General features: G+C 42.6%; 23 protein-coding genes. 7 read left to right on the forward strand and 16 right to left on the reverse strand.

Annotation, left to right across the window (positions count from 1 at the left end):
- Nucleotides 1-11: 11 nt before the first annotated feature.
- A complete protein-coding gene (locus tag QH73_RS03255) occupies nucleotides 12-1,172 on the forward strand; it encodes a pyridoxal phosphate-dependent aminotransferase (protein WP_039715210.1) in 1,161 nt (386 codons plus the stop codon).
- Between the two features lie 52 nt (nucleotides 1,173-1,224).
- Here QH73_RS03255 and gatA read toward each other — a convergent pair whose 3' ends face one another.
- The 3 genes from gatA to QH73_RS03270 form a co-directional block, all read right to left on the reverse strand.
- Entirely contained in the window at nucleotides 1,225-2,676 is a 1,452-nt protein-coding gene (gene gatA / locus QH73_RS03260) for an Asp-tRNA(Asn)/Glu-tRNA(Gln) amidotransferase subunit GatA (RefSeq protein ID WP_039715211.1), read from the reverse strand.
- A gap of 144 nt (nucleotides 2,677-2,820) precedes the next feature.
- Nucleotides 2,821-3,258 (reverse strand): hypothetical protein, encoded by a 438-nt coding sequence (locus QH73_RS03265; RefSeq protein WP_039715212.1) that lies wholly within the window; start codon nucleotides 3,256-3,258, stop codon nucleotides 2,821-2,823.
- A 346-nt stretch (nucleotides 3,259-3,604) separates the two neighbouring features.
- Nucleotides 3,605-4,156 (reverse strand): hypothetical protein, encoded by a 552-nt coding sequence (locus tag QH73_RS03270; RefSeq protein ID WP_039715213.1) that lies wholly within the window; start codon nucleotides 4,154-4,156, stop codon nucleotides 3,605-3,607.
- 119 nt (nucleotides 4,157-4,275) lie between these two features.
- Between QH73_RS03270 and QH73_RS03275 the strand changes: the two genes are divergently transcribed.
- Entirely contained in the window at nucleotides 4,276-5,100 is an 825-nt protein-coding gene (locus QH73_RS03275) for an alpha/beta fold hydrolase (protein WP_039715214.1), read from the forward strand.
- A gap of 36 nt (nucleotides 5,101-5,136) precedes the next feature.
- On the opposite strand, the gene QH73_RS03280 is transcribed toward QH73_RS03275, so the two are convergent.
- From QH73_RS03280 to QH73_RS03300, 5 genes are all read right to left on the reverse strand, one after another.
- A complete protein-coding gene (locus tag QH73_RS03280) occupies nucleotides 5,137-6,231 on the reverse strand; it encodes a glycosyltransferase family 4 protein (RefSeq protein ID WP_039715215.1) in 1,095 nt (364 codons plus the stop codon).
- A gap of 126 nt (nucleotides 6,232-6,357) precedes the next feature.
- Nucleotides 6,358-7,359, reverse strand: a complete 1,002-nt coding sequence (gene rfbB / locus QH73_RS03285) for a dTDP-glucose 4,6-dehydratase (RefSeq protein ID WP_039715216.1) — start codon at nucleotides 7,357-7,359, stop codon at nucleotides 6,358-6,360.
- Nucleotides 7,360-7,550: 191 nt separating this feature from the next.
- On the reverse strand, nucleotides 7,551-8,684 hold the full coding sequence (locus QH73_RS03290; RefSeq protein ID WP_039715217.1) for a glycosyltransferase family 4 protein: 1,134 nt from the start codon (nucleotides 8,682-8,684) through the stop codon (nucleotides 7,551-7,553).
- Nucleotides 8,685-8,782: 98 nt separating this feature from the next.
- Nucleotides 8,783-9,934: a hypothetical protein gene (locus tag QH73_RS03295; protein WP_236146875.1), complete on the reverse strand. Its 1,152-nt coding sequence runs from the start codon at nucleotides 9,932-9,934 to the stop codon at nucleotides 8,783-8,785.
- A 123-nt stretch (nucleotides 9,935-10,057) separates the two neighbouring features.
- Entirely contained in the window at nucleotides 10,058-11,938 is a 1,881-nt protein-coding gene (locus QH73_RS03300) for a GtrA family protein (RefSeq protein ID WP_039715219.1), read from the reverse strand.
- Nucleotides 11,939-12,120: 182 nt separating this feature from the next.
- Here QH73_RS03300 and QH73_RS03305 point away from each other — a divergent pair, with 182 nt between their 5' ends.
- Nucleotides 12,121-12,261: a hypothetical protein gene (locus QH73_RS03305; protein WP_165587611.1), complete on the forward strand. Its 141-nt coding sequence runs from the start codon at nucleotides 12,121-12,123 to the stop codon at nucleotides 12,259-12,261.
- Here QH73_RS03305 and QH73_RS03310 read toward each other — a convergent pair.
- From QH73_RS03310 to QH73_RS03340, 7 genes are all read right to left on the reverse strand, one after another.
- On the reverse strand, nucleotides 12,258-13,250 hold the full coding sequence (locus QH73_RS03310; RefSeq protein WP_039715220.1) for a methyltransferase domain-containing protein: 993 nt from the start codon (nucleotides 13,248-13,250) through the stop codon (nucleotides 12,258-12,260). The genes QH73_RS03305 and QH73_RS03310 overlap by 4 nt on opposite strands.
- Nucleotides 13,251-13,423: 173 nt before the next feature.
- Entirely contained in the window at nucleotides 13,424-14,581 is a 1,158-nt protein-coding gene (locus QH73_RS03315) for a methyltransferase domain-containing protein (RefSeq protein ID WP_039715221.1), read from the reverse strand.
- Complete coding sequence (locus QH73_RS03320; protein WP_039715222.1) at nucleotides 14,538-16,904, reverse strand: glycosyltransferase family 4 protein; 2,367 nt, start codon at nucleotides 16,902-16,904, stop codon at nucleotides 14,538-14,540. Before QH73_RS03320 ends, QH73_RS03315 begins: the two co-directional genes overlap by 44 nt.
- On the reverse strand, nucleotides 16,901-18,442 hold the full coding sequence (locus tag QH73_RS03325; protein WP_039715223.1) for a class I SAM-dependent methyltransferase: 1,542 nt from the start codon (nucleotides 18,440-18,442) through the stop codon (nucleotides 16,901-16,903). The genes QH73_RS03320 and QH73_RS03325 overlap by 4 nt, the downstream gene beginning before the upstream one ends.
- Nucleotides 18,443-18,501: 59 nt before the next feature.
- Complete coding sequence (locus QH73_RS03330) at nucleotides 18,502-19,020, reverse strand: acyltransferase (RefSeq protein ID WP_236146876.1); 519 nt, start codon at nucleotides 19,018-19,020, stop codon at nucleotides 18,502-18,504.
- A gap of 47 nt (nucleotides 19,021-19,067) precedes the next feature.
- Nucleotides 19,068-20,447 carry an ABC transporter ATP-binding protein gene (locus tag QH73_RS03335; protein ID WP_039715224.1) on the reverse strand — a complete coding sequence of 460 codons (1,380 nt, stop codon included), beginning with the start codon at nucleotides 20,445-20,447 and terminating at the stop codon, nucleotides 19,068-19,070.
- Nucleotides 20,448-20,466: 19 nt separating this feature from the next.
- Nucleotides 20,467-21,285, reverse strand: a complete 819-nt coding sequence (locus tag QH73_RS03340; RefSeq protein WP_236146919.1) for an ABC transporter permease — start codon at nucleotides 21,283-21,285, stop codon at nucleotides 20,467-20,469.
- A 480-nt stretch (nucleotides 21,286-21,765) separates the two neighbouring features.
- On the opposite strand from QH73_RS03340, the gene QH73_RS28595 reads away from it, so the two are divergent.
- From QH73_RS28595 to chlG, 4 genes are all read left to right on the forward strand, one after another.
- Nucleotides 21,766-21,897, forward strand: coding sequence for a hypothetical protein (locus QH73_RS28595; RefSeq protein WP_286194035.1), 132 nt, complete (start codon nucleotides 21,766-21,768; stop codon nucleotides 21,895-21,897).
- Nucleotides 21,898-22,145: 248 nt separating this feature from the next.
- Complete coding sequence (gene petP, locus QH73_RS03345) at nucleotides 22,146-22,337, forward strand: cytochrome b6f subunit PetP (protein ID WP_039715225.1); 192 nt, start codon at nucleotides 22,146-22,148, stop codon at nucleotides 22,335-22,337.
- A gap of 80 nt (nucleotides 22,338-22,417) precedes the next feature.
- Nucleotides 22,418-23,512: a Get3/ArsA fold putative tail anchor-mediating ATPase NosAFP gene (locus QH73_RS03350; protein ID WP_039715226.1), complete on the forward strand. Its 1,095-nt coding sequence runs from the start codon at nucleotides 22,418-22,420 to the stop codon at nucleotides 23,510-23,512.
- A gap of 64 nt (nucleotides 23,513-23,576) precedes the next feature.
- Nucleotides 23,577-24,629, forward strand: coding sequence for a chlorophyll synthase ChlG (gene chlG, locus QH73_RS03355; RefSeq protein WP_039715227.1), 1,053 nt, complete (start codon nucleotides 23,577-23,579; stop codon nucleotides 24,627-24,629).
- A 47-nt stretch (nucleotides 24,630-24,676) separates the two neighbouring features.
- On the opposite strand, the gene QH73_RS03360 is transcribed toward chlG, so the two are convergent.
- Complete coding sequence (locus QH73_RS03360) at nucleotides 24,677-25,222, reverse strand: DUF4385 domain-containing protein (protein WP_236146877.1); 546 nt, start codon at nucleotides 25,220-25,222, stop codon at nucleotides 24,677-24,679.
- Between the last annotated feature and the right edge of the window lie 50 nt (nucleotides 25,223-25,272).

Here is a 25,272-nt window from a genome sequence, read left to right on the forward strand (position 1 = left end):
CGGTAGTGACCATGAAACTGGCAGCACGAGTGGGTAAGGTAACGCCTTCTTTGACCTTGGCAATTTCCGCCAAAGCCAAAGCCATGAAAGCTGAAGGAATAGATGTTTGTAGCTTCAGCGCCGGAGAACCAGACTTTGATACTCCAGAACACATCAAAGCAGCCGCAAAAAAAGCCCTAGATGAAGGTAAAACGAAATATGGTGCGGCGGCTGGGGAACCCAAGTTAAGACAGGCGATCGCTCGCAAGCTAAAAACAGATAATGGTCTAAACTACCAAGCTGAAAATATCATCGTCACCAACGGTGGCAAACACGGTTTGTATAACCTGATGATGGCGCTAATTGAGGCGGGAGACGAGGTAATTATTCCCGCTCCCTACTGGCTGAGCTATCCTGAAATGGTCATCCTGGCTGGAGGAACACCAGTTATCGTCCAGACGGATGCTAGCTGTAAAATTACTCCCGACCAGTTACGTGCTAGCATTACGCCTAAAACTAAGCTATTTGTCCTCAACTCTCCTTCTAACCCTACTGGTGTCGTCTATACGCCAGAAGAACTGAAGGCGCTAGCAGAGGTTGTGGTAGAGAAGGATATTTTAGTTGTCTCGGATGAAATTTACGAGAAATTACTTTATACAGCAGTAAAACACGTCAGTATCGGTTCTCTAGGTAAAGAAATCTTTGACCGTACCATTATCAGTCATGGTTTTGCCAAAGCCTACTCGATGACAGGTTGGCGTGTCGGCTATTTAGCGGGTGCGGTAGAGCTAATTAAAGCTGCGAGTACGATTCAAGGTCATAGTACCTCTAACGTGTGTACCTTCGCTCAATTTGGCGCGATCGCGGCTTTAGAAAGTTCTCAAGAATGCGTCGAACAAATGCGTCAAGCTTTTGCTAAAAGGCGAGAAATGATGATGCAAAGATTAGATGCAATTCCTGAAGTGACTTACGCCAAACCGGATGGAGCATTTTACATTTTTGTCGATATTAGTAAAACTGGCAAGACATCAATGGATTTTTGTCAAGAACTTTTAGAGTCTTATCAAGTTGCGGCAATACCTGGAATTGCATTTGGATCGGGCGATCGCATTCGCTTATCCTATGCTACTGATATGACATCAATTGAAAAAGGCATGGATCGGTTAGATAAATATATCCGCTCTTTATTTTAGCTGAAGCTACGTAGGGTGCGTTACGCAATCATGCTAACGCACCCTACCAATACTATAGATTTGGTTTGGATTTATGCCACTCTGTAGCTTGTTCGTAAGCGTGAGCCACTTGAAATAATTGGTCTTCTCGCAACACATTTCCAATCAGTTGCATCCCAATTGGCATTCCTTTCTCGTCAAAACCGCAGGGAATGCTCAATCCTGGTAAACCCGCCAAATTTACCGTAATTGTCATCAAATCGGTTAAATACATACTTAGCGGATCGTCAGTTTTTTCCCCGGCTTTAAATGCTGTCATGGGAACTGTTGGCGTGACTAATACATCCACTTGCCCAAAGGCATTTTCAAAGTCTTGTTTTATTAAAGTCCGAACTTTTTGCGCCTTTAAGTAATAAGCATCGTAGTACCCAGCAGATAAAGCATACGTCCCTACCATAATCCGGCGCTTGACTTCCTTACCAAAACCCATCGCCCTAGTCCGAGCGTACATATCGATTAGATTGTCAGCATCGGGGACGCGCAAACCATATTTTACGCCATCGTAACGCGCCAAGTTAGCCGAAGCTTCGCTAGGGGCAATGATGTAATAAGTCGGCAAACCATAGCGGAAACGCGGACAGGAAACTTCTTTAATCTCCGCGCCGAGTTGCTTTAATTGTTCAATCGCTTGATTAACAGCTTGTTCTACAGCCGGATCTAAACCTTCAGCAAAAGTCTCTCTGACGATCCCAATTCGCATCGATTTGAGATCGGGTTTGAGAAATTGGGTGTAGTCAGGGATTTCTACTTTCAAACTCGTAGAATCTTTCGGATCGTAACCCGCGATCGTGCCTAATAAAATTGCCGCATCTTCTACCGTACGTCCGAAAGGTCCAATTTGATCCAAAGAGGAAGCAAAAGCCACCAAACCATAACGAGACACTAATCCATAAGTCGGCTTCATACCTACAACACCGCAAAAAGATGCGGGTTGGCGGATCGAACCACCTGTATCGGAACCCAGCGAAACGACGCACTCGTGTGCCGCTACAGCCGCCGCCGAACCCCCAGAAGAACCGCCAGGAACCCGTTCCAAATCCCAAGGATTAGCCGTGAGTTGAAATGCTGAGTTTTCAGTGGAACTCCCCATCGCAAACTCGTCTAAGTTGGTTTTTCCCACCGTCACCGCCCCAGCATCCGCTAGTTTTTGCGTTACTGTCGATTCGTAGGGTGGGACGAAGTTTTCTAAAATCTTGGAGGCGCAAGTCGTAGGAATTCCCTTGGTACACATATTGTCCTTCACACCTACGGGAATTCCAGCCAATAATCCAATCTCTTCTCCAGCGGCAATTTTGGCATCCACGGCTTTCGCTTGTTCCAGTGCTTTATCCGCCGTCACGCACAAAAAGCTGTGGATCTTTGGTTCTAGTGCCTGAATCCGATCCAGCGCTTCTTGCGTAATTTCCACCGCCGAGCGTTCTTTCTTCACTAGTTGTCCGTGCAACTCGCGGATGATGGATGCCATCTCTCGCTTCCTCTTTGCTTCACAGTCCAAACTATAAGTATAGAGTGTCTGGGCAGAAACTTGGGACAGTTATCAGTTATCAGTTGTCAGTTATCAGGGAGCGGTTAATTCCGACTTCCGACTTCCGACTTCCGACTTACCAATTCAAATCTTTTTCACCGAGTCCGAAATATGTCCTGGGAAGAAATCTATACCGACTGCTGATTTAAATAAGTAAGCAAATAATAAAATTACGCCGCTAATAACTAAGTTAGTTCCCAAAAGGAGAATAACAACCGCGATCGCATTACCAATTCTGGCAAGTCTTTCAGGTATATATTGACGTTTGCGTTTTCGACGGTCTTTACCAACAAATAGAACTAAATAAAATCGAGAAAATATCAGGTCGATATTAAATCTAAAATCTATAATCTTGGGTGAGGGTTGAGGTATTGCTTGAGTTAAAATATTTATTATAACTTGTAGCTGCTCTGTATTAAAACTTGCCAAAATATTGGGTTCGACCTGCTGTAAATAATATTCTGGAGTTCTGGCGCGATAATTAGGTAAATTAATTTGTTCTTTAATGGGTGAGTCTTTCAAGCATACCTCCAAATATATATAGCGACTCTATTTGAGTCATGAACCGATCGTTGTGGTGGTTGACGGTTAACAGTTGACAGTTAACCGTTAACCGTCAACCGTCAACCAGCAAGATCCCAGATTCACAAATCATTTAGGCTCGCTATATAGCGTATCTATTTGAGTTGTGAACCACTTGTTAAAATTATCATTTGTCATTCGTCATTTGTGAAAGCATAGTTAGCCGATCGCAGACAGATGGACGGGATTTTCACAATAGTTTTAAACACGCTATGTTTAGTAATTTTTTAAATTGTTTTGTTTGAGGAATGTTATGAATCTACCGCTCTCACTAATCCTCGATCGCCTAATTTAAAAATAATCCTGCGTCTAATATTCTGCCTATACCTAGACCGATTGAAGTAAAGATTGCCAAAAACCAAAAAGCGAAATGTTTATTTAACCCCGCAGATAGTAATGCATGTTTGACTTGAGCTAAAGTCAAAATTAACCCTAATGCCATAACCCAAGTCATAGCTAAACCAAATGCCCAAGGCGGAATTCCTGCCCAAGGAATGCTTTGAGGCCAAGTCATGGCGAAAGCTCCAGCCCAAACTAGTAAAACAATCCAAGCTACAGCCAAAGCGACAGCATCAAAACCAACCCAAGCTAAATGCAGGGTGACAACTTGCGTCCCTGTCCAAGTTAACCAGTTCGCATTACAATCGGATAATAGCCAACCAGTACCTATGTATCCAAGCAATAATACTAGTAAATAAAGCTTTGAAATTCCATTCAAGCGTGACATTTTTACGTTCATTTCAAACCAAAATTCAAGGTTTTGTTCGCTTCCTTGTTCTAACGAATGACAAATGACAAATGACAAATGACAACCATAACGGTAGATATAATGAACCATTTAGAATCTGCGATATTATAAGTATTCCTATAGTTGTAGCGATCGCAAATCAGGAAAATTACTGATAAATAGGCGCTGGTAATAAAGAGACGATAAAGTAGTAAAACTAAAAAATATTAATGGTAGCTTCTGTTGTGAATTTGCATGTTTACGTCCAAGGCAAAGGCTTACCGATCCTTTGCTTGCACGGTCATCCTGGTTCGGGTTTGAGTATGTCCGTGTTTACTCAACACCTATGCCAAAGTTTTCTCACAATAGCACCCGACTTACGAGGATATGGCAACAGTCGCACAAAAACTGATTTTGCGATGACCGATCACCTGCATGACTTGGAAGCACTCCTCGATCGCTATCAAATTAGTGAATGTCTGGTTTTAGGTTGGTCTTTGGGTGGAATTTTAGCAATGGAATTGGCTTTAAGGCTGCCAGAACGAGTTAAGGGACTCATTTTAATCGCTACAGCTGCTCGTCCTCGCGGCAGTCATCCAGCAATTAGCTGGCACGATAACTTGTATACTGGTTTAGCGGCGATCGCAAATGCTTTACAACCCGGCGATCGGTGGCATATAGATACTTTTGCCAAGCGATCGCTCTTTCGCTACCTGGTGCAACAGCACACTCCCGCTACTTACGAATACATTGCTAAATATGCTGTGTCAGCGTATTTGCAAACTTCTTCTCCTGCCCAACGCGCTCTCTTTACGGCGCTCAAAAGTGGTTACAATCGCCTTCAGGATTTATCACAGATTCAGTGTCCTAGTTTAATTATGGCGGGAGCAGCCGACCGTCATATTACTCCAGAATCGAGTCAAGAAACTGCACGACATTTACCCAATTCTGACTGGATTTGTTACCCGAATACCGCTCATTTGTTTCCTTGGGAAATTCCCGATCGCGTTTTGAGCGATATCGATCGATGGTTGGCATTACATTCATTTATTTAATTTGCTGGATAAATACAAAATTTTGTGTTTTTAAAACTATAAAAATTTATTTAATACCTCAACTGTAGCAATTCCTGTTTTTTCCCAACTAAATTGTCTAGCTCTGGTCAAACTTAAATTAGAAAGGTGCGATCGCAGTTGACGATCGGTAACTATACTTTCCATCGCAGCAGCAATCTCCTCAATGTTGTAGGGATTTACTAATAAAGCCACATCCCCTGTAACTTCTGGTAAAGAAGAAAGATTAGACGTGATGACAGGAGTACCGCAAGCCATTGCTTCGAGTACGGGTAAGCCAAATCCCTCCCACAAACTAGGAAAAACTAATCCGATCGCCCGATTGAGTAAAATTGGTAGTTGTTCGTAGGGAACGTAATCTAGAAACTTGACGCGATCGGCAATTCCTAATTCTATACTTTGCGCTTTTAGCTTTGGAGTATAGCGGCGATCGCCCGTTCCAGCTAGTAAAAGATCGCAATCTCGATCGCTCGGAATCTTGGCAAAAGCGGCAATTAATCGGTGTAAGTTTTTGTGCGGATCGTGACGACCAATATACATAAAATAAGGACGAGTTTCAGCCTGCTGAGCTAAATTGAGCCAGCGGAAATGGTTTGCGTCATATGCTAGGGGTATGGGAGTAATTTTATCGGCTGAGATATGGAAAAAGTTAATCATATCTGAGGCTGTCGCAGTGGAGTTACAAATAACGTGCTGTGCTTGGCTGAGAACTTGGGGGATGTAATAGCGATGATAGGGAGTTAAGGGTGAAAGTCTGGGAAAGCGCAAGGGGATGAGGTCGTGAACCGTGACGATGTAGCGACAGCGCGCGTACAGGGGTGCTTCTGGAACGGGAGAGAATAATAATTGCGATCGCAATTGGCGATAAATTGGCGATAGTTGCAGTTGCGTCCAGAATAAACGCCGTAAATGTCCGACCGTTCCTTGTTCTGGAGTTAAGTTAGCAGGAATAGGATAATATGTGTCTTGAGTCTGCGGTGTGGATAGAAGACGAGCAGCAACAGGCGAAATCAGTAAAGTGGGATCGAGCGATCGCAAGTGCGGAATTAAATTCAGAGCGTAGGTTGTAATTCCTGTCGGTTTATTGATGAGAAAAGATAAGTTAACTAGCATTCGCTGACAATATATTCGCTCGAACTTGCTCTATAGCAATTCTCGATTGCGTGCGTGACATCTGTAGGGGCGCACAGCCGTGCGCCCCTACGGTTGTGTGTTTTATCCAATTGAAAATCGCTCTAGCTAAATTGGGTTGCTGAGATACCACTGAATTGTCTTTAATAATCCACTATCAAAGTTCTCCTTGGGTTGCCAGCCTAATTCTCTGGAGATTTTGCTGCAATCTATAGCATACCGTCTGTCGTGTCCGAGACGATCTTTGACAAAGGTAATTAAAGAAGAGTAGCGAAAATTAGGTTTGGGAGCCAAATCGTCAAGGATGGCACAAATTTTCTCAACGACTGTGATATTAGTTTGTTCGTTTTTTCCCCCAATATTATAAGTTTCTCCTATCCGACCGTGTTGTAAAACTAGATAGAGAGCTTCGCAGTGATCTGTAACATATAACCAATCTCGAATATTTTGCCCATCTCCATATATTGGCAAAGGTCGCTCGTGTAAAGCGTTGAGAATTATCAAGGGAATCAGTTTTTCAGGAAACTGACGCGGACCGTAGTTATTCGAGCAATTCGTGATTAGAGTGGGAAAACCATAAGTATGACAGTAAGCTCGGACAAGATGATCTGAGCTTGCTTTTGACGCTGCGTAGGGACTATTTGGCGCGTAAGGGGTATCTTCTCGAAATGGTGGAGCTTTTGGTTCTAAAGAGCCGTAGACTTCATCAGTAGAGACATGTAAAAAACGAAATTGCGTTTGCTTTTGTACAGATAATTTTTCCCAATATGCTTTACTAACTTCTAACAGTTGGAACGTTCCTACTATATTAGTTTGAATAAAATTTTGAGGGCTTTGAATCGAGCGATCGACATGAGTTTCAGCAGCAAAGTTAATAATTGCATCTGGTTGATACTGTTCTAATAGATGAGATAACAGGTCGCGATCGCCAATATCTCCACGGATAAAATGATAATCGCGATCGTCTTGCAATTGGGCTAAGTTTTGAGGATTACTGGCATAAGTTAACTTATCTAAATTGACGATCCTCGCCCATTGCTGTTCTCGTGCTTGTAAAATAAAGTTAGAACCAATAAAACCTAAGCCACCAGTTACTAAAAATGTTTGCATCTTACTACATAAAGGGTTAGTAGCCACGATCGTGAGGCGATCGCCAAGGCAACAATTATGCAGTTTAAACCAAATTAAATCGATATAGCTATTCTCAATTGGATGAGGTACATAGATCTATAGGGGCGCACAGCTGTGCGCCCCTACGAATGCATTTTACTTACGTAGAAAACGCTGTAATCAGAATATTGCTATACCAACAGACTACGGTAAGCCTTTAATGTTTCCCGGGCATTGTGCTGCCAGGAGTACTGTTTTGCTCTTGCTTTACCTTTTTGAATTAATTCATATCGCAATTGCGAGTTATTAATCACCTCCCAAATTGCTTCAGTTAAGTTATTTGAATCGTTTGGATCGATTAACATCGCTGCATCTCCCGTGACTTCAGGTAATGATGAAGTGTTAGAAGCGACTACCGGAGCGCCTAACGTCATGGCTTCTAGTACGGGTAAACCAAACCCTTCGTAGTAAGAAGGATAAACAAATACATCAGCTCGGGCATAAAATAGTGCCACTAATTCATCAGATAAATAGTCAAGATGGTAAATGTCTTGTTTATAAGGTGATGCCTCGATCGCAGCAAAAATACTTTGATAATTCCATCCTTTGCGCCCAATTAATATAAGATTATGTTCTATTTTGTGCTTTTGTTTTAATTGATTAAAAGCCATCACTATAGAAATGATGTTTTTTCTAGGTTCTATGTTACTGACAAACAATAGATAAGGCTGGGAAAAATCGTAGTTTACTGTCTGGCTGAGCTGTTCGATATTCAGAGTTGATAAGTAATTAGAACAGTAGCAACTTGCTAACGGTGTAACAAAAACTCGTTCGGCAGCAACATTGAGATGTTGAATAATATCTTGCTTAGAACTTTCTGAGATAGTTAAAACTAAGTCCGTCCACCGTAGGCATCGTTTGACTTTCTCTGCATAACTTTTAGCAACTTTATTCACATATTGAGGATATTTAATAAAAGCAACATCGTAAATATTCATGACCTTGAAGCCGCGATCGCAAGGATAAACTGAATAGTTAGTTCCATGCAATATGTCTGGATTCCCCCAAGATTTTGCCAAGGATGACCAAACCGATGTGTAAGTAGGAAATAATAAAAAATTAGAAACTCTGACTGGAATTGGGAGGAAATGGACTGAAGGATATTGCGTTAAGGCTTCAGGAACCTTCCAGTTACCGCGCAGCCAGTCTTTAATTCCAGGTTGATAGACAATTCCTAACTCAAAATTTTCCTCTGCTTGCAGGGAGTAAAGCGAGTGAATTAAGTTTGCTACCTGCAATCCGACTCCACTAGGTTGGGGAGTCATTGGAGTAGCATCAATGATGATTTTATGGACTGACACTGAAAAACCGTGAATCAGAATGGTTATTTCATTTTAGTCAGTTGTGTCATCTATTAGTTAGCTTAAGCAACCCATTCCATATTAGTAAACATCCCCACAAATTTCATTTGGAGTAAAAATGAAGGAGTCGCCATCAGTAATAATAGGAACACAATCCATTTTTGATTGAACAATCTGTAGAATTGTGTCCTAGATATGAGGTGAATTGTAGCTATTACCAGCACTACATGGACGCAGAAAGTGTAGCGAATCATGCTTGTCATGGATAAGCTACTCATACCGCAAGCAGATAGATAAAACAGGAGCCAGCCAGCTACATAAAATTCAGCTCTTTGTTTCCAACTACCCTCTGTCAGAAAAGGGACTGCTTTCCGTTCAAGTAAAAAGACGATGAAAAAACTTATCAAAGCGAACGGCACTGAAATAGCATTAATTACACCAGGTAAATTCAAAATTTTAGGGTCAAGGAAAGCAAAATAACTTTCCGGCTTGAAAATGGCTAAATAGTTAGGTTTGACCCCCCATCCTATTGCTTGCGTTTGCATGTAGAAATTCCAAGCGCCAAACTTAAAATGGCAAAAGGCAAAGAACAAGAGAGAACCCAGAATAGAAACGGCGCTGACTAAAAAATATTTGCTACTCTTTTGCCAAAACCGAAATGGTTTTGCTTTTCGATCTTTAGCGCTAAATAGCCAAAAGTGAAATAGCGGATAAATAGCTATTGGTAGACCAACAACCCGAGTTGCAGTCATGACAAAGCCGTGTGTAGCAGCAAGAATCCAAGCAATACGCTTTTTTGATGCAGTCCAGTAGAGGAAGCCGAGCAACATCATCAAAAACAGCGATTCTGAGTAACCAGCGACTAAATAAAAAGCGGCTGGATGTACTAAAATCGCGATCGCACCGCAAAGGGCTAGTTTATCAGAAATCCGCCAACGTTGAAAAAACAAAAATACATATGTCCAAAACCCCCAACAGGCTATCTGTGCGACTAGCAGCAAAGCAGTTTGTGTTGGTAGATTGAAAACGTTCTTAATCACTCCAGCAATGACAGGATAGCCAGGGAAAAATGCAACATTTGATAGATCGGGATTTTGCGGCGTGGGCGGAATTGTACTTCGATATCCATGTTCGATAATATGCGTATACCAGTCACAATCCCATCGGCAAAGCTTAGAATAGCCCTCTACTAAATTTTGAGAATTTGAAAACAAACACCCAAACAGAACTTGGATTAACGTAAATCCTAATCCTAAGCAAATGGCTTGGTAGATTCGTGGGTAACGTTTGAACCCAATGATATTTAGCACTGGCAATATCTTTTGAAGTACGACAATTTATTCAGGCTTGCGAACAAACTCCTGTTGACTTGACGCAAAAGAATACATCTTGTGTCCCGTAAAGCTAAGTAGAGCCACACAAGCAGCACTAACTAAACGGGCAGCAGTAGCATTCCAACCAGCATCATCCATCAACAGTTGTAACAATCCTAAATTTGCCAGCAAGCTGTTGAGAGCAACTGTGGCAAACACGGCGTACTGAATTATCCAGTTCTGCCAATACACACCAAAAACAAAGCGACGACTCAGCCAAAAATTAGTCGTCAATCCCATAAAATAGCTAATACACAGGGCTGAGACAGACCAAACGCCAGACTGAACCAGCAGTGAAAAAATCAAGACATCAACGACTGTTGCGGCTCCACCGGTAAAGACGTAGCCACCAAATTCTTTCAAAATTTTGAGTGTCTTTTGTCGGCGAGGAGCTTTTTTAAGCGTATTATGTGTAGTAGTTTTAGCGGTTGCACTAGCTTCTTCCTGGTATTCGCTATCTGAATTAACCGACCAAAGATTGTGCTTGCCGGGACTCAAAACATTTTCTGCGGCTAGAATCCCCATCAATAAGCTGTGGTCTTGATTGTTGTATTTGAATGCACCGTATCTTCCGACCAGTTGAAGATTCGGAAATTGCTGTAAATAAGACTGAATATCGCTCAGTGCTTGTTGATAGTTACCTGCATAAATTGGGTAAGTGCGGGGTAAGCGAACGACAAATCCGCTAGAAACTTTTTCGTGATGTAAAAGCCCAATTTTTCGCAGTTCTTGTTCTGCTCGCTCTAACAGTTCTGCTTCTGGTTGCTGCCACATTGGTTCGTCGTAGTTGCACCAATACTCGCAGCACAATGGTGTTTGATGTTGATTTGGCAACATCTCAGGCGACCAATTCGCAAAATTGGTGACTCGTCCTAATTGCACGCTTGGCTCGTTAATGTAAAGCCAGTTATCTGGGAATAAGTTATTGCCTTCGACGATTAAATAGACCAAAATTGTATTGCGAAACTTGAGAGACTTGGCAGCTGCGATCGCCTCTGATGGAGCAGGTGGATTTATTTGCTGCACCAACAGACTAATGGGTACGGAAGAAATTACGCCGCCGCAGTCAACTGTTGACTCCTCTCCTGTCTGGCGATTTCTTAAGGTAATTTGGGTAACTTGAAAGTTATCGTGGTGAACCTGTACGACCTCTGTATTTAACAACACGCTTTGATTGTGCTGGCGCAGGTATTCACCGATTTTTTCATACAATTGACCCGAACCTAACCGAGGAAATTCAAACCGATCGATCAGTGTTTTGACTTTGCCATCGTTACCCAATAAAGCACTTCGAGCTGCCTTCAACAAGGATAAGCCTTTAATGCGTTGTGCAGCCCAATCTGCACTAATTTCAGTACAGGGTATGCCCCAAAGTTTTTCTGTGTAAGCCTGAAAAAATATTTCAAATAGTCGCCGACCAAATCTGCTCGTTACCCATTGGGCGAAATTACGGGGGTGGCGATTGGGAAATAACTGCGATTGAGCATATGAAACGAGAATCTTGACGCTTTCAATCGGTCCCATCGTCAGTAAAGCTTCTTTAGCTTTGAGCGGATAGCTGAAATACTTTCCCCCGTAGTAGATGCGTGTCAGGCGATTGACAGTAACTCGATCTTTTCCTAAGACTTCACTCCAAAGTTTGAGTACAGGAGCGAGTTTAGTAAAAAAGCGATGCGGACCAAAATCTAGAATAAAGCCTTGATATTCAATACTTTTTGCTAATCCGCCTACCCTAGCATCTCTTTCTACTACTACGACTGGCTGACCTTTTTGAGTTAAGGTGTAAGCCGCTGCTAGTCCTGCTGGACCTGCTCCTAGAATATAGATTGGATTAGCTTTACTCATGTCACTCCACACTACACTAGACTACATGTTTAAACTTTTATAAAGTTTCAGACAATATACATGCATCGCGATCGTCTTGACAACCGCTATTTATTGTCAATATCTACAAATATGTCGAGTCGCTGAGCGCTAGCGTTAGCAAATCCACTAACTCATAGCATGTCTATTTGAGTTGTGAGCCAATGAATCAGGATTGTCATTTATCATTTGTGCAAGCACAGTTAGCATGTCGCAGACAGATGGACGGGATTTTCACAATTGGTTTAGATACGCTATCGATAGAACGCATAAAGCATCTCGCGATCGCATCTTTGGCTGTTTAAAGATCGCAACTCCGCATACAGCACAAATAGAAACAGTAAGACTTTTCTGGCTGATCGTTCAAAGCCTCACCACTAATAGCCTCCTCACAAAAATGTTTCATATCCAAGTTATTCTCAATAGTTTTAGACAGATCGATCAGACCTTTTGTTTCAACAATCTTGAAATTGTGCCTCTCTAAAATTCGGCACAAGTCACTGTAAAAGTATTCAATTTTATGTTCGGGATGAATATAACCTTTAGGACACTGTATTTGAGTTGCAGAGCGATTTGGAGTATCCAGTGCCAGCTTACCCCCTGGTTTCAACAACTTGTATGCTTGAGCAAACACTTTTTCAGCCTCTTCTGTGGTCACGTGTTCTATCGATTGTCCTGACCAAATTAGATCGAAAGAACCTTCCTCAAACAGAGATAGGTCGCTCATGCTGGTATAGACATAATTAATGTCGCAACTTTTGTATCTAATATGCTGTGCCAGCTCAGAAGCATTTAGCATCCTTTCATCGGGAGGTAAGTCGGCAATATATATTTTTTCTGGTAAATATGGATAGCCGAAGCTTAACAAAGCACCACGAGCGTCACCAGTAGAAGCTCCTCCCAAGTCTAAAATGACTTTTGCTTCTGGAAGCACCGTTCTAATCAGTTTAAATCTAGCATGATGAAGCTTAGCATTGAGTAGATGCCAATAGTCTTTACTACTCAATGGACGTAGTTGAAATTCGATAGAATCGACTAACATCCTCAATAGAGCAGTTCGACTCAAGCCCTGATCGAGTACGTTCAACCAGTTTGCTAACCCATCTGAATCGATGTCGCGCTCAAATATAACTTTATACGCCATTCTCAAATAGTTCTCGTCAGAAATTGCCTCCATTTCATGCAAGTTTTCATTAGAGCCTTTTTGGTTTTTCAATTCGTGTTTAGTAAACTTTTTAACGATTGTTTTTACAGAAGTGGGAGCTACTTTGGCAAAAATGTTTTTGGCATTCATCTTGTTAGCTTTTAGTTTTGAAATTTCAGATGATTCTTTCAAAAAGCATCGCCTTTTTTATCTACCTTAAAGCAGATATTACATTATTCTTTATTTAGAAATACTGACCATACAAAACTCTAATAAGAGGAGCAGTTACGCTCCTCTTATTCATAGCAAGTTGCTTGTTGAACTCACAAAACTTTTGACGATCGCGAACTAATCCGATCGGCGATCGCTTCTGTTTTTTGCTGCTCGCCACGTTTAGAAAAAACAAAGTATGACTTTCTCGCGATCGATGTTTTTTCCATGTAAGCATCATATTTTTTGTGCAGCACTTTTTCAACTTCTACTTCTCGTTGAAAACCATGTTGTTCAAATTGTTTTACCCACCAGTGCCAATCAGCCCAAATTAAATGTCCGTTAATCGGATAGCCGTCTTTATCGACATGCAGCAGGGTAAAAGGCTTTTCTTGAGCAATATCTTGTTCCCACTCCTTGATATAAATAGGAAAAACCGTACCAAAGATTGGATCGTCACCAAATGCCGGAATATTGCCAAATAAGTAACCGCCATCAACTAATATTCGATCTATGCGATCGAGATAGTCGTGCAGTTTGTTGGGATTTAAGTGTTCAAATATATCCAGACCAAAAATTAAGTCGTATTTTTCCGAAAGCTCTAGTTCTAACAAATCGCCATGATGGATATTATTTTTGATGTCAGGAAAAGCTTTATCAATTGCCATCGAGCTAATTTCTATTCCTTCGCAATGGATATTCATCTCATGCAAACATTGCAGAATAGTTCCATTGGCACAGCCTATCTCTAAAGCTCTTTGGGGGTGAAAAGCTGACATGATTTCAGCCATGACTTTCTTATCTTTATCAATTCTAAAACCCCATACACCAGGTTTTTCATAATAACCATGTTTGAGAATCATGGCTTCTAGCCAATCAAAATCATCTGAAGTTTCTACAAAAAATACTAAAGCATTATTAGGTTGTAAAAGGTCTTCTACTGCATAGTAGTTGTTTGGTTTAAGTTCTCGTAAATTTTGAATTTTAATATTTTCCTTTAAAACTTTGTTAATAAACTCATCCGACTGAACTAAAGTCATGAGTACGTCGGTTCTGCTGTAGCTCGTTTGGAGGAGCTTAATGTAATGTTTTAACCCATCTTCATCGACTTCTCGTCCTAAAAGTTTGCGATAAGCATCTACTAAAAATTCTCGATCTGATAAAGTTTCTGACTCTGAATTAAAACTCTTATTTGAGAGCGAATCAGAGATTTTCCCAATTGTTTTGCTAGCTCTGCTTGAGAGATTTAAGAGTTGACTCAGATAGCTCATGACTACAATTCTCCTCCATCATTAGGACGATTTTATTTAACTTTTCAATGACTGCGGGAGGCGAAAACTTGTTTCGCTGTTGGCGCTGAGCAGCTATTACCTTTTCTCTCAGCGATATATCTTTAGCAAGAATCTTTGCCAAGGCTGCGATTTCAACAAAGTTTTCCTTATTAGTAAACATCAGCCCAGCTTTACCTAATGTCTCAGGAATCGCACTGCTTTTGTACGCCAGAATCGGTACGTCAAACCACATCGCCTCAACTAAGGGAACGCAAAATCCCTCATGTTCGCTCATCGACCAAAAGAGGTGAGCAGTACGATAAAAAGCTAAGAGTTGGGCATCGTTGACTTGTCCTGGAAACATCACGTAGTTGGTTACGTGCAACCGATGCATCAAGCTCGTGACGTGGTGATAGTATGGATCGTTGATGTCGCCGCCACCGATAAGAATCAATCTTGCCTCTCGATCCATTGTCAAGTAATGGGCAAAAGCTTCTAGAAGGTGGTCTTGGCGCTTATGAGGCGAGACGCGCCCGACAAAGAGGAGATTAGTTTTACCATCCTGTAACTGCTGCATCAATTGTGGATCTGCTGCCATGTCCCACTTTTTTGGGTCTATAGGTATGGGCAGTACACCCGGTGTGGTAAACCCAGATTCCGCGAGTTCAGAGGCATTATAGGTAGACACGCCAACTGAGAGGGGGAAGTGTTGGGCAAGTTGGTTTAATTCAGCCCGACCTTGTTCTAGTAATTGGGCAACATCGGGGCGATACGACCGAAAAAACTCGGCAGGTGTGATGTTGTGATAGATGAGGCATTTCGTCCCGGGATGAGCGATCGCGTATTCTGTGACTTCGCAACCAATCGAGTGATGATAAATCAATCCAGCCTGTTGACCGATACTTTTAGCATGAGGTCTTTTGGCTTCATGGGTGGCGCGTGGGTCTAAATGTTCGGCAAAAATTTCTGATTTGTAACCAAGGGCTTGTAAATAGTTTCTAATCCACCTAGCATGGTTAGAAATGGCATCCCCGTACGAAAAACCAGCCATCAGTTGATGAATTTCTTTCAGTTTCTGTTGTGGCTTTGGGGAAGTGGCTGGAACGGTTGTCAGCCCTAAAATAGTTTCATAGCGATCGATGACTCCATCCCAACTCGCATTTTTCCTAGCATAGTTTTGACCGTTTGCACCGTATTCTGCTAGCTGTTCCATTCCAGCGCGATCGATTTGGGCAAACATCTCTGCCCATTCAAATTCTGTTGCTGCTAGCCAACCTCCCCGCGCGCTTTTGACAGCACTTGCAGTTGCCAAGCAATCTTGATGTACGACTACGGGTCGTCCGTAGAACCAGGCTTCCATCATGACGCGAGAGTAACTTTCATTCCGACTGGGTTGAAATAAAGCCAAGCAGTTTGCTAGCAGTGCTTCTTTCTCGCTTTCTGACACCAAACCAAGATCGGTTAACCCTGGCACAGAGTCGTGAAATGATGTTTCTCCCGAACCAGCTAAAATCAATTGCAAACTAGAGTCTGGATACTTCTGCTTGAAAATAGCATAAGCTCTGACTAAGAAATCTGTATTTTTTGTTGCATCTCGGCGACCGAGATAAAGAATATAGCGTTCTTTTTTGAGTGCGAGATTGCCAATATGAGTTAGAGTCGGATCGTCTTGCTGTCCAACTTCTATTCCCTCTCCAACGACACAACTTTTGCAAATAATCCCAGGACCGTATAACTTTTTGGCAAGTTGCTCTTCACCTTCGCTATTGAATAATAAACCGCGTGCTAGGTGAAACATCTGCTCGACTTGCGGCAAATAAGCATAAGCTTCGTCATGCAAACAGGGTTGTAAAAAAGCGCGATCGGCAACAAGTGACAGTCCATTTAAAATTGGACCGTACAGATAGGGGATGAATAAAAATGCTTGATATTGATGGTGATGAGTTTTGAGAAAGTGTAGTAGTTGGGGCGCACTAATACTCTCCGCGCAAAATATTGCCGCATCATCTAAGCTGACTGGACTGACTCCTGGTTTGAACTGCGCAGTCGGTACTCTCAGCATGAGATGATTGACTTGATTGAAAGCATCGTGATCGGTGCGGACGACCTTAAACCGACGAATTGCAATCCCTTCCTCTTGACTTAATCCAGGCTTGTAATGATTTTCTGCCCAGTTGCGATCGAAAGCTTGACAGCAAGTTGTGAGAATTTCAACTTTGTGTCCTCGTCGAACCAAACGGGAGGCGATCTGCCAAGCTTGTTGTTCTGCGCCGCCTTTTAAAGCTTTACCAAACCAAGGGATTACAATCGCCAGTGGCTTCATACTTTATATCCAATAAGGGCATAATCACGGGGACCAAAAAACCAGTTATGGAGGATTCGCATTTCTGGCTCGTCGCGATCGAAAGGACTCGTTTCGACTGGGTTTAAGTGTAAGATTTGAACGTTATGCAAGCCTTGATAGGTAAACAAGAATTGCATACTTTCTGGGTAGAGGGGTCTTTGGTGAGTCGGATCGGAATAAAAGTCACAAGCCCCTACGAGTAAATTTTGCGGATTTGGCGTTTCAAAAATAGCGATTCCATTTGGTTGTAAGACTCGCAAGACTTCTGTAATCAAGGTGAGCAACTGCGCAAAAGACAAGTGTTCGATAATATGAAAGCCAGTCACGGCTCCCAAGCTATTTTCTGGTAGCGATCGCAGGTAAGTAATAACATCGGCTTCAATCGCCTCCAGTCCCCTAGACTGACATTGCTCGATCGTGACTCGGTTAATATCGAGTCCTTTTGCCGTATATCCGTTGTCACGTAACAGTTCTAGCCATTCACCCCGTCCGCATCCTACATCTAAAATTGTTGCGTCTGGCGTGCCTACGTTGGCAGCGGCAATCTTCGGCAAGTAGACTTTGAGTTTATTTGTAATGTCTTCCCGCGAGCCGCGAAATCGTTCTTCAAACGCGGCATAAAAGGCATCTAGCGAGTGCTGATTTTCATCGAAAAAGCCGATCAAATGCTCTTGACTAAAAGCTCCTGGTAGGCGTTGCCGTGCTTCTTCGAGAAACAGAGTAATCAATCGCTTTTGCTGTGCTAAGTCATTTTTGAGATAGCTATCGTTTCGGTTGTGACGGTCTTCGATCGCCAGCAAGTGAGCATCCATGCTACTAATACGAATACCAATACCATTCAATCCTTCTTCAGTCAACTTGAGGCGATCGCTGAATTGCTCTAAGTTGAATTCACTGGCATGGATGCGAGCGCTATTTTGACTAAGCCGCTCCTCGCTAGCGTTTAAGCGTTCTCGATTTTGCTTGACTTGCTCTTGAGTGGCATGAATCTGGGTCACTTGCTCTTGGGTGACGCTATTGAGCCGCTCTCTAATCCGAGCCAGCTGCGATTCGCTCGAACCGAGGCGATCGCCTAATTGAGCTATCCGAGCTTCTGTAGAACTGAGGCGATCGCTCATGCTACTCATTTGAATTTTTAACTCGGCTACCTGTTCGCTCAGCCGTTGCTCGATCGCCGCTACCTCTCTTAATCCTTGACTGAGAGAAAAATTAACGACTCGTTGCTCTTTCTGAATAAAGTTGTAAATTTTGAGACTATACTTTTTTAACCAACCGACATTAAAGGGAAAGCGATCGAACTTTTTGGGCCAATGAGTGCGGACTTGAGCCTTGAACTCAGCATTACTCGCTAATGCTTCTATGTGGCTGATATTGACCACTTCTTTCGCGATCGCCCCTGTGACATGGCGATCGTGCTGTAATACCGTCAGCAAATCTGGCTGTCGTCGAGAAACTTCCTCTGTAATTTTTTGTTTTAATTCCTCAATATTTATTTCTGGATTATTTGCTTCAATCATTGCGGACTAACTCTGAGATTAACCTACTATTTCTAGCTTAATTTTTTTCGATGCAACAACTAATCCGTAGGCACGATTGTTTTGACTATTTTTGCTGGAACCCCTGCAACAATTTGATAGCTGGGAACATCGCCTTTGACAACTGCACCTGCTGCGACTACAGAATGCTTGCCGATTTTGCAAGGACCAATGACTGTAACATTACTGGCTATCCACACTCCCTCCTCGATCGCAATATCATTTCCTTCAGTCGGAAAATCATACATTCTAGCTTTACCAAACTTGGTGTAATCGTGGGTTCCGGTAATCAAGCTGACGTTATGACCGAAAAAAACATCTTCTCCAATACATATAGTGCCAGAAGATAAGTTAAATAGAGCATTATTGACAACGCACGATGCTGATAGTTTAAGTCTTTGGGGATCGCCATAAACTAAATAATGGTTTAATTGCACTTGTTCGATGCGTTTCTCTAGATCGGCTTGAGCTAGTTTTTGGTTTAAATAACTATCGATTTGTGCTTGCCAATAACCTTGAGATAGTTTTTGACTTAAATAATTATCGACCCACCCTTGCATCCAATTTTTTAATTTAGATTTAAAAAAATTATGATTAAAAAAGGAATTTAAAAATTTATCGATTGTCCCGTACATGCGAGTTCCTCACATAGTCTGATCTGCCTACCTGCGACTTGGAATACACCATCGACGAAATCATTGACTGCTGCTTGGATGGTAATCGCATTTTGAATCCAGTCGAGCATCTCTAAATTTTCATGAGGACCATCGCCAAATGCAATATCAAAAGCATAGCTACCTCCGGCAAGGTGGGGCCAAATAAACTCGAATTCGACTGTCGCTCTACCAATTTCCGATTTTGATAACCAGTAATCGGCAAATTCTTTATCTAAAAGTTCGGTACTCCAACCGGAAAGCACGGTTCGCAGACGATCTAATAAAGCAATACCAACGTTTGGTTTTCTGACGCGATCGTGCCTAAATGTAGTAATTCTGACTTTAACAATGTCACCTGGATAAACTAATTGAATTGGGCGATCGTTTGCTCCTAATAAACAGATATCTTCTATTTCTGCTCGACCCGTACCAAATCTTTCATAGTTAGCAAATGATAGAAATGGTTTATTAGTAAAAGGATTGATTTCTTTAATTGTGATTTTCTGAATATCAATATTTTCATCATTCTGATTGTTAATCGCTATACTATGGGGAACATCTGGGCGATCGTGGAGGTGTGAAGCAGTACGTTTATTGACTTCCTCGTGTACCCAAGCTTGATAATGCTTGCAAACTTCCGCTGGTTTACCGCGATCGACAACGATCCCTTGATTCATCCAAAGCGCTTTTGTACAAAGGCGCGAGACTGCCCCCACATCGTGAGATACATATAAAATTGTCCCACCACTATCTTGAAATTCCCGAATTTTTGCCATACACCGATGTACGAACACGCCGTCTCCTACAGCTAGTGCTTCATCCACAATTAAAATTTCGGGATTGACATTAATCGCGACAGCAAAAGCTAAGCGGACAAACATACCGCTAGAATAGGTTTTAACGGGTTGTTCCATAAACTCGCCAATTTCTGCAAAAGAGGCAATTTCTTCAAACTTAGTTTCGATTTCGGCTCGGTTTAAACCTAAAATCTGTCCGTTAAAAAAGACATTTTGCCGTCCGGTAAACTCGGGATTAAACCCGCTCCCTAACTCAAGTAAAGCAGAAACTCGACCGCTAACATATACTTCCCCTGTTGTGGGTGTTAGCGTTCCTGCAATAACTTGTAATAACGTACTCTTACCAGAACCATTTTGACCGATAATTCCTACAGTTTCCCCCTTTGTTACCTCTAGGCTGATATCTTTCAACGCCCAGAATTCCTGGGCGCGGCTTTTGCCAGGTAATAAAATCTCTTTGAGTCGATCTATCGGGCGGTTGTAACACCTGTAGCACTTCGAGATTTGTTTTAAGGAAATTGCAATCTCACTCATCACACGCTGCTAGGCAAAACTAGAGGACATCGGCAAAAGCTGGGCGTAACTTCTTGTATATCCAGAAGCCGCCTGCAAACACAACCAGAGAAACTATGCCAGCAATTGCCCACTCTCCCCAATGTTTCACTTCTCCCACTAACACCAAGCCGCGATAAGTTTCTGCGATCGTTGCCATTGGATTTAACCAGAATACCCAGTCTCTAATTTGAGGTGGAATGAGAGATTCGGGATAAACAATTGGCGCTAAATATAACCAGATATTTAAAATAACTGCTAAAGTCTGAGGAATATCTCGCAAAAATACTGTTAGTCCCGCGGCAATATATGCCAGTCCTGATGTAAATAGTATTTGAGTCAGCCAAAGTAGAGGTAGCAGTAAAAGCGTGATGTGAATCGTTTTTGTGGTTACTGCTACCAGAAAAATCAATGCCATCAATCCAAACGTGCTTTCAACAAATGCAGATAGCACTGGTACTAAAGGTAGAAGAGACAAAGGAAAAACAACTTTCTTAACTAGGTTAGTATTGCCTACAACTGAGTTTGAAGACTGTAACAGTCCGTTGGTAAAAGCTATCCAAGGCAACAATCCGGCAAACAGCCACAAACCAAATGTCAAACTATTATTTTCTGGTAGCCCTTTTAAGTTAAGCCTGACCTTCATCACAATTGAAAATACATAAGTGTAAATTAATAATTGTGACAGTTGGTTTAACAAGGGCCATATATTCCCTAAAATCGACCCCTTATACCGCGCCTCTAGATCCCGCTGTACTAAAGTCCTAAGTAGGTAGAGCTTTGTCCATAATTCAGGCTTAACTAACAGCGATCGCTTCAGATTTTTAGCTAGATCTTTAACTAAATGAATAACTTCCTTTACCGAACGCCGATAGATGTTCCCTTGCAGCAAGCCTGTAGCGATTGGTAGGAGTCCCACAACAATGAGGGCAATCCTCATCTGGCGTAATAGAGGAGCATTAATTAGGTCAAAATAGCCTAACATGCCGATCGCGAGAGCAATTGCGATCGCAACTTTGCCGCTTGCCAGCAAAACATGGCTTTTTTTCCTGCTAGCGATTGGCGGGAACAGGAGCAAATAACCTCCTCTGTAGGCTAAAGTCGCCTCTAGTAAGATAGCTATTCCTAGAATCAAACCGAGCAGTGGAGTTAGCATTAAGCCCAAGCTATAGGAGTTTTAAGAACAGTAGTATAAAAAATCTGCTTGACGGCAACACTCAGCCTTTAAATTGCGTTAGTTACGCTCAAAGCAAAAGTTGCCTTCGCTGCGATCGTTTTGATGACTAACGGACAAGACCAAATGAAGCATGAATTAGTTTCCCACAAAAAGTTACAAGATACTCTTTCACACCGTCGTTTCAAAGTCAAGTCAGTTGTCAGTTGTCAGTTATTAGTGACTAGTGGCTGGTGGCTGGTGACTGGTGGTAAATAGGGTGTGGGGTGTGGGGTGTGGGGTGTAGTGAGTGGTGCGTGGTGCGTGGTGAAGCAGCGGACGGTGAAGCGTCTTCACCGGCATTAGCTGCGTCGTGGTGCGTGAGTCATTAATTCGTCCTCTGCTCCCCTGCTCCTCTGCTCTCTTATCCCCGACTCCCGACTCCCGACTCCCGACTCCCCCATATCCCAGAAAGCTCCCAATTCAGCTACACTGATTCATGGTTCGTGACGAATTGCAGTACTGGAATGGAAATCGGACAGAAAGTTAAAGTATATCGCCTGAGAGACAGAGTCTCTCCCCCCGTTGTCAAGCGACTCGGACAAGTCGGTACGGTCAAGGGTTTTAAAATGACTGACGGTAGCGGCGTTGGTGTTGTAGTCCAGTTTGATGACAACTTTAGCACTTGGTTTTTTGAAGACGAAATTAAACCTACGTGACTGGGAAGATGTCTGGAAGGGTTTTCGTGAGAGAAACTTGACCAGACATAACTTATTTGCACTCATCAGGAAAGCAAACAATGCCCCTCATTTTGACATTTTTGGGCAAGGGTGGGACTGGACGCACGACGATCGCGATCGCAGCAGCCAAGCGTCTAGCCAGCCAAGGACAGCGCGTTCTATTGGCAACGGATGACAATCAACCAGGATTGGGGTTGTTACTAGATACGTCCCTAGCAGTTGAACCCCAAGAAGTAGCGACAAATCTTCAAGTCGTCCAGTTAAAAACTTCGACTTTGTTGGAACGTAACTGGGATGAGGTGAAAAAGCTAGAGGCGCAGTATCTTCGCACGCCCATAATTAAGGATGTCTACGGACAAGAATTGGTCGTGTTGCCAGGAATGGATAAAGCATTAGTACTTAACGCTTTGCGAGAGTACGATGCTAGTGGCAAGTATGACGCGATCGTTTTCGACGGTAGCGGCGACTCGTCGATGCTGCGGTTGTTAGGAATGCCAGAAAGTCTCAGTTGGTATGCCCGTCGCTTTGGTAAGTTGTTGACAGATTCCGACTTGGGAAGAACGGTATCGCCGTTTCTCCAGCCCCTCCTAGCCAGTATCTTTAATGTCAGTTGGACTGGTGATAACTTTTCCCAACCGACGAGTAAAGTTACGAACATTCTAGAGCAGGGAAAAGCTGCCCTTGCCGATCCCAAACGCCTTGCTGCTTATTTAGTCGTGAATGACAATCCGGCAAGTATGACAACGGCACGTTATTTGTGGGGAAGTTCTCAGCTGATTGGCTTAACTATAGCAGGTGCGATCGCCAATCAATCAACTGCGATAGAAGCCCTTAAATCTGAGTTTTCGCCTTTGCCAGTCAGTAGCGTTCCGACTGCGACTCCTGGCGACTGGCAACTCCTCATAGATGCTCTACCAGATTTTACCCAACCTGCACCAGCTCCCAAACCCCTAGAAATTGACGTAGCAGCGCGTCAAGTCCGCGTCTTTTTGCCAGGATTTGATAAAAAGCAAGTCAAGCTAACTCAATCGGGCAGTGAAATTACCATAGAAGCAGGCGATCATCGTCGCAATATTATCCTTCCCCCAGGTTTGAGCGGCAAAACTGTAACTGGTGCAAAATTCCAGCAGGGCTATTTGATCGTATCTTTGTAATTATGAGTAATAAGGACGCACAGCCGTGCGCCCTTATTACCACGACTCCCTACTCCCTATTTTTATGTCAGATCCAACTCCCTCTTCTGCATTTCCAAATAGTAATTCAGAGCAGGCTGCTGAGCAAATTGGGTCTGCTACCAATCCTGTTGCTAGTTTACAAAGCGATCGCAGTGGCAAAACCAGGCAACTGCTAGGTATGAAAGGCGCGAGTCCTGGCGAAAGTTCGATTTGGAAAATTCGCCTGCAATTGATGAAGCCGATTACCTGGATTCCCTTGATGTGGGGTGTCATTTGTGGGGCGGCTTCTTCGGGACAGTATACTTGGACGCTGGAACACGTTTTGATTGCCGCTGCTGCTATGTTGCTGGCAGGACCGCTGTTGACGGGTTATACCCAAACCCTCAACGATTTCTACGATCGCGAAATCGATGCAATTAACGAACCCTATCGCCCAATCCCCTCTGGGGCAATTTCCGTTCCCCAAGTCGTAACCCAAATTCTCGTGCTGCTGGTGGCTGGCTTGGGAGTTGCTTTTGCTTTAGATCTGTGGGCGGGACATCAGTTTCTCACAATTACAGCATTAGCAATAGGCGGTTCTTTCCTAGCATATATATATTCAGCTCCACCACTCAAACTGAAACAGAATGGTTGGTTAGGTAATTATGCTTTGGGAGCAAGTTATATTGCCTTACCCTGGTGGACTGGTCATGCTTTGTTTGGCGATCTCAACTGGACGATCGCAATTTTGACGCTGATCTACAGCATGGCAGGCTTGGGAATTGCCGTGGTCAATGATTTTAAGAGTGTAGAAGGCGATCGCCAATTAGGGTTAAAGTCTCTACCAGTCATGTTTGGTATTTCTACAGCGGCTTGGATTTGCGTTTTGGCGATCGATATTTTTCAGATGGGAATTGCAGCATACTTAGTCAGTATTGGTGAAAACTTGTACGCGACTATTCTCATCTTCTTAGTCATTCCGCAGATCGTATTTCAGGACATGTATTTCTTGCGCGATCCGCTGAAAAATGATGTTAAATATCAGGCGAGCGCTCAACCATTTTTGGTATTAGGAATGCTCCTGACTGGCTTAGCACTGGGTCATGCTGGAATCTAAAAATTTCAACGTAGGGTGGGCATTGCCCACCTAACCAAAAAAGCATCCTAAATTTCGTACATTTGTTTGTGCTTTGCCATTAACTGTAAGTACTTCTCATGTGTTTTAGCTTGTACCCATTTTTCTTTGAATATTGCCGCAGATTCAGCTTTAATTGGATCGACTTCATAAGGTAAAATATCTTTTCTTGCCTGAAGCTGTGCGTCTGGAGCAGCTATTTTTTGAGGATTGGTTTTATATTTTCTGCCACTTTTATGATTTGCATAACGACGCGATCGCGTGTAGCCCATCTGTAAAAACTTTCGCGCCATATCTGCACCAACAAAATCATCTGCTGTTAAATAATTTAGAAATAATTCATATATTTTTTGGCTAGATTCTCTAGCAAGATCAGGAGTTTTGAATCGCCAGTGCGGTAAAATTTCTGACTTATATGGTTCAACTAAAAGCACTCCCTGTTCGCCTTTACCCACTCGATAAAACTCTGGATGTTGGCGAAAATCAATGGTTTTAAAATCTAGAGAATAATCGAAAGCCGTCATATTTCGATCTTTATAAATGACTTCATGTAAGTTATATCTGCCATGTGTCATTTGTCATGAGTCATTAGTAAGGAATGGCGTTACTTCAGATCTGTAGGGGC

The organism is Scytonema millei VB511283 (genome assembly GCF_000817735.3).
In the GTDB taxonomy this organism is placed as follows: Bacteria; Cyanobacteriota; Cyanobacteriia; order Cyanobacteriales; family Chroococcidiopsidaceae; genus Chroococcidiopsis; species Chroococcidiopsis millei_B.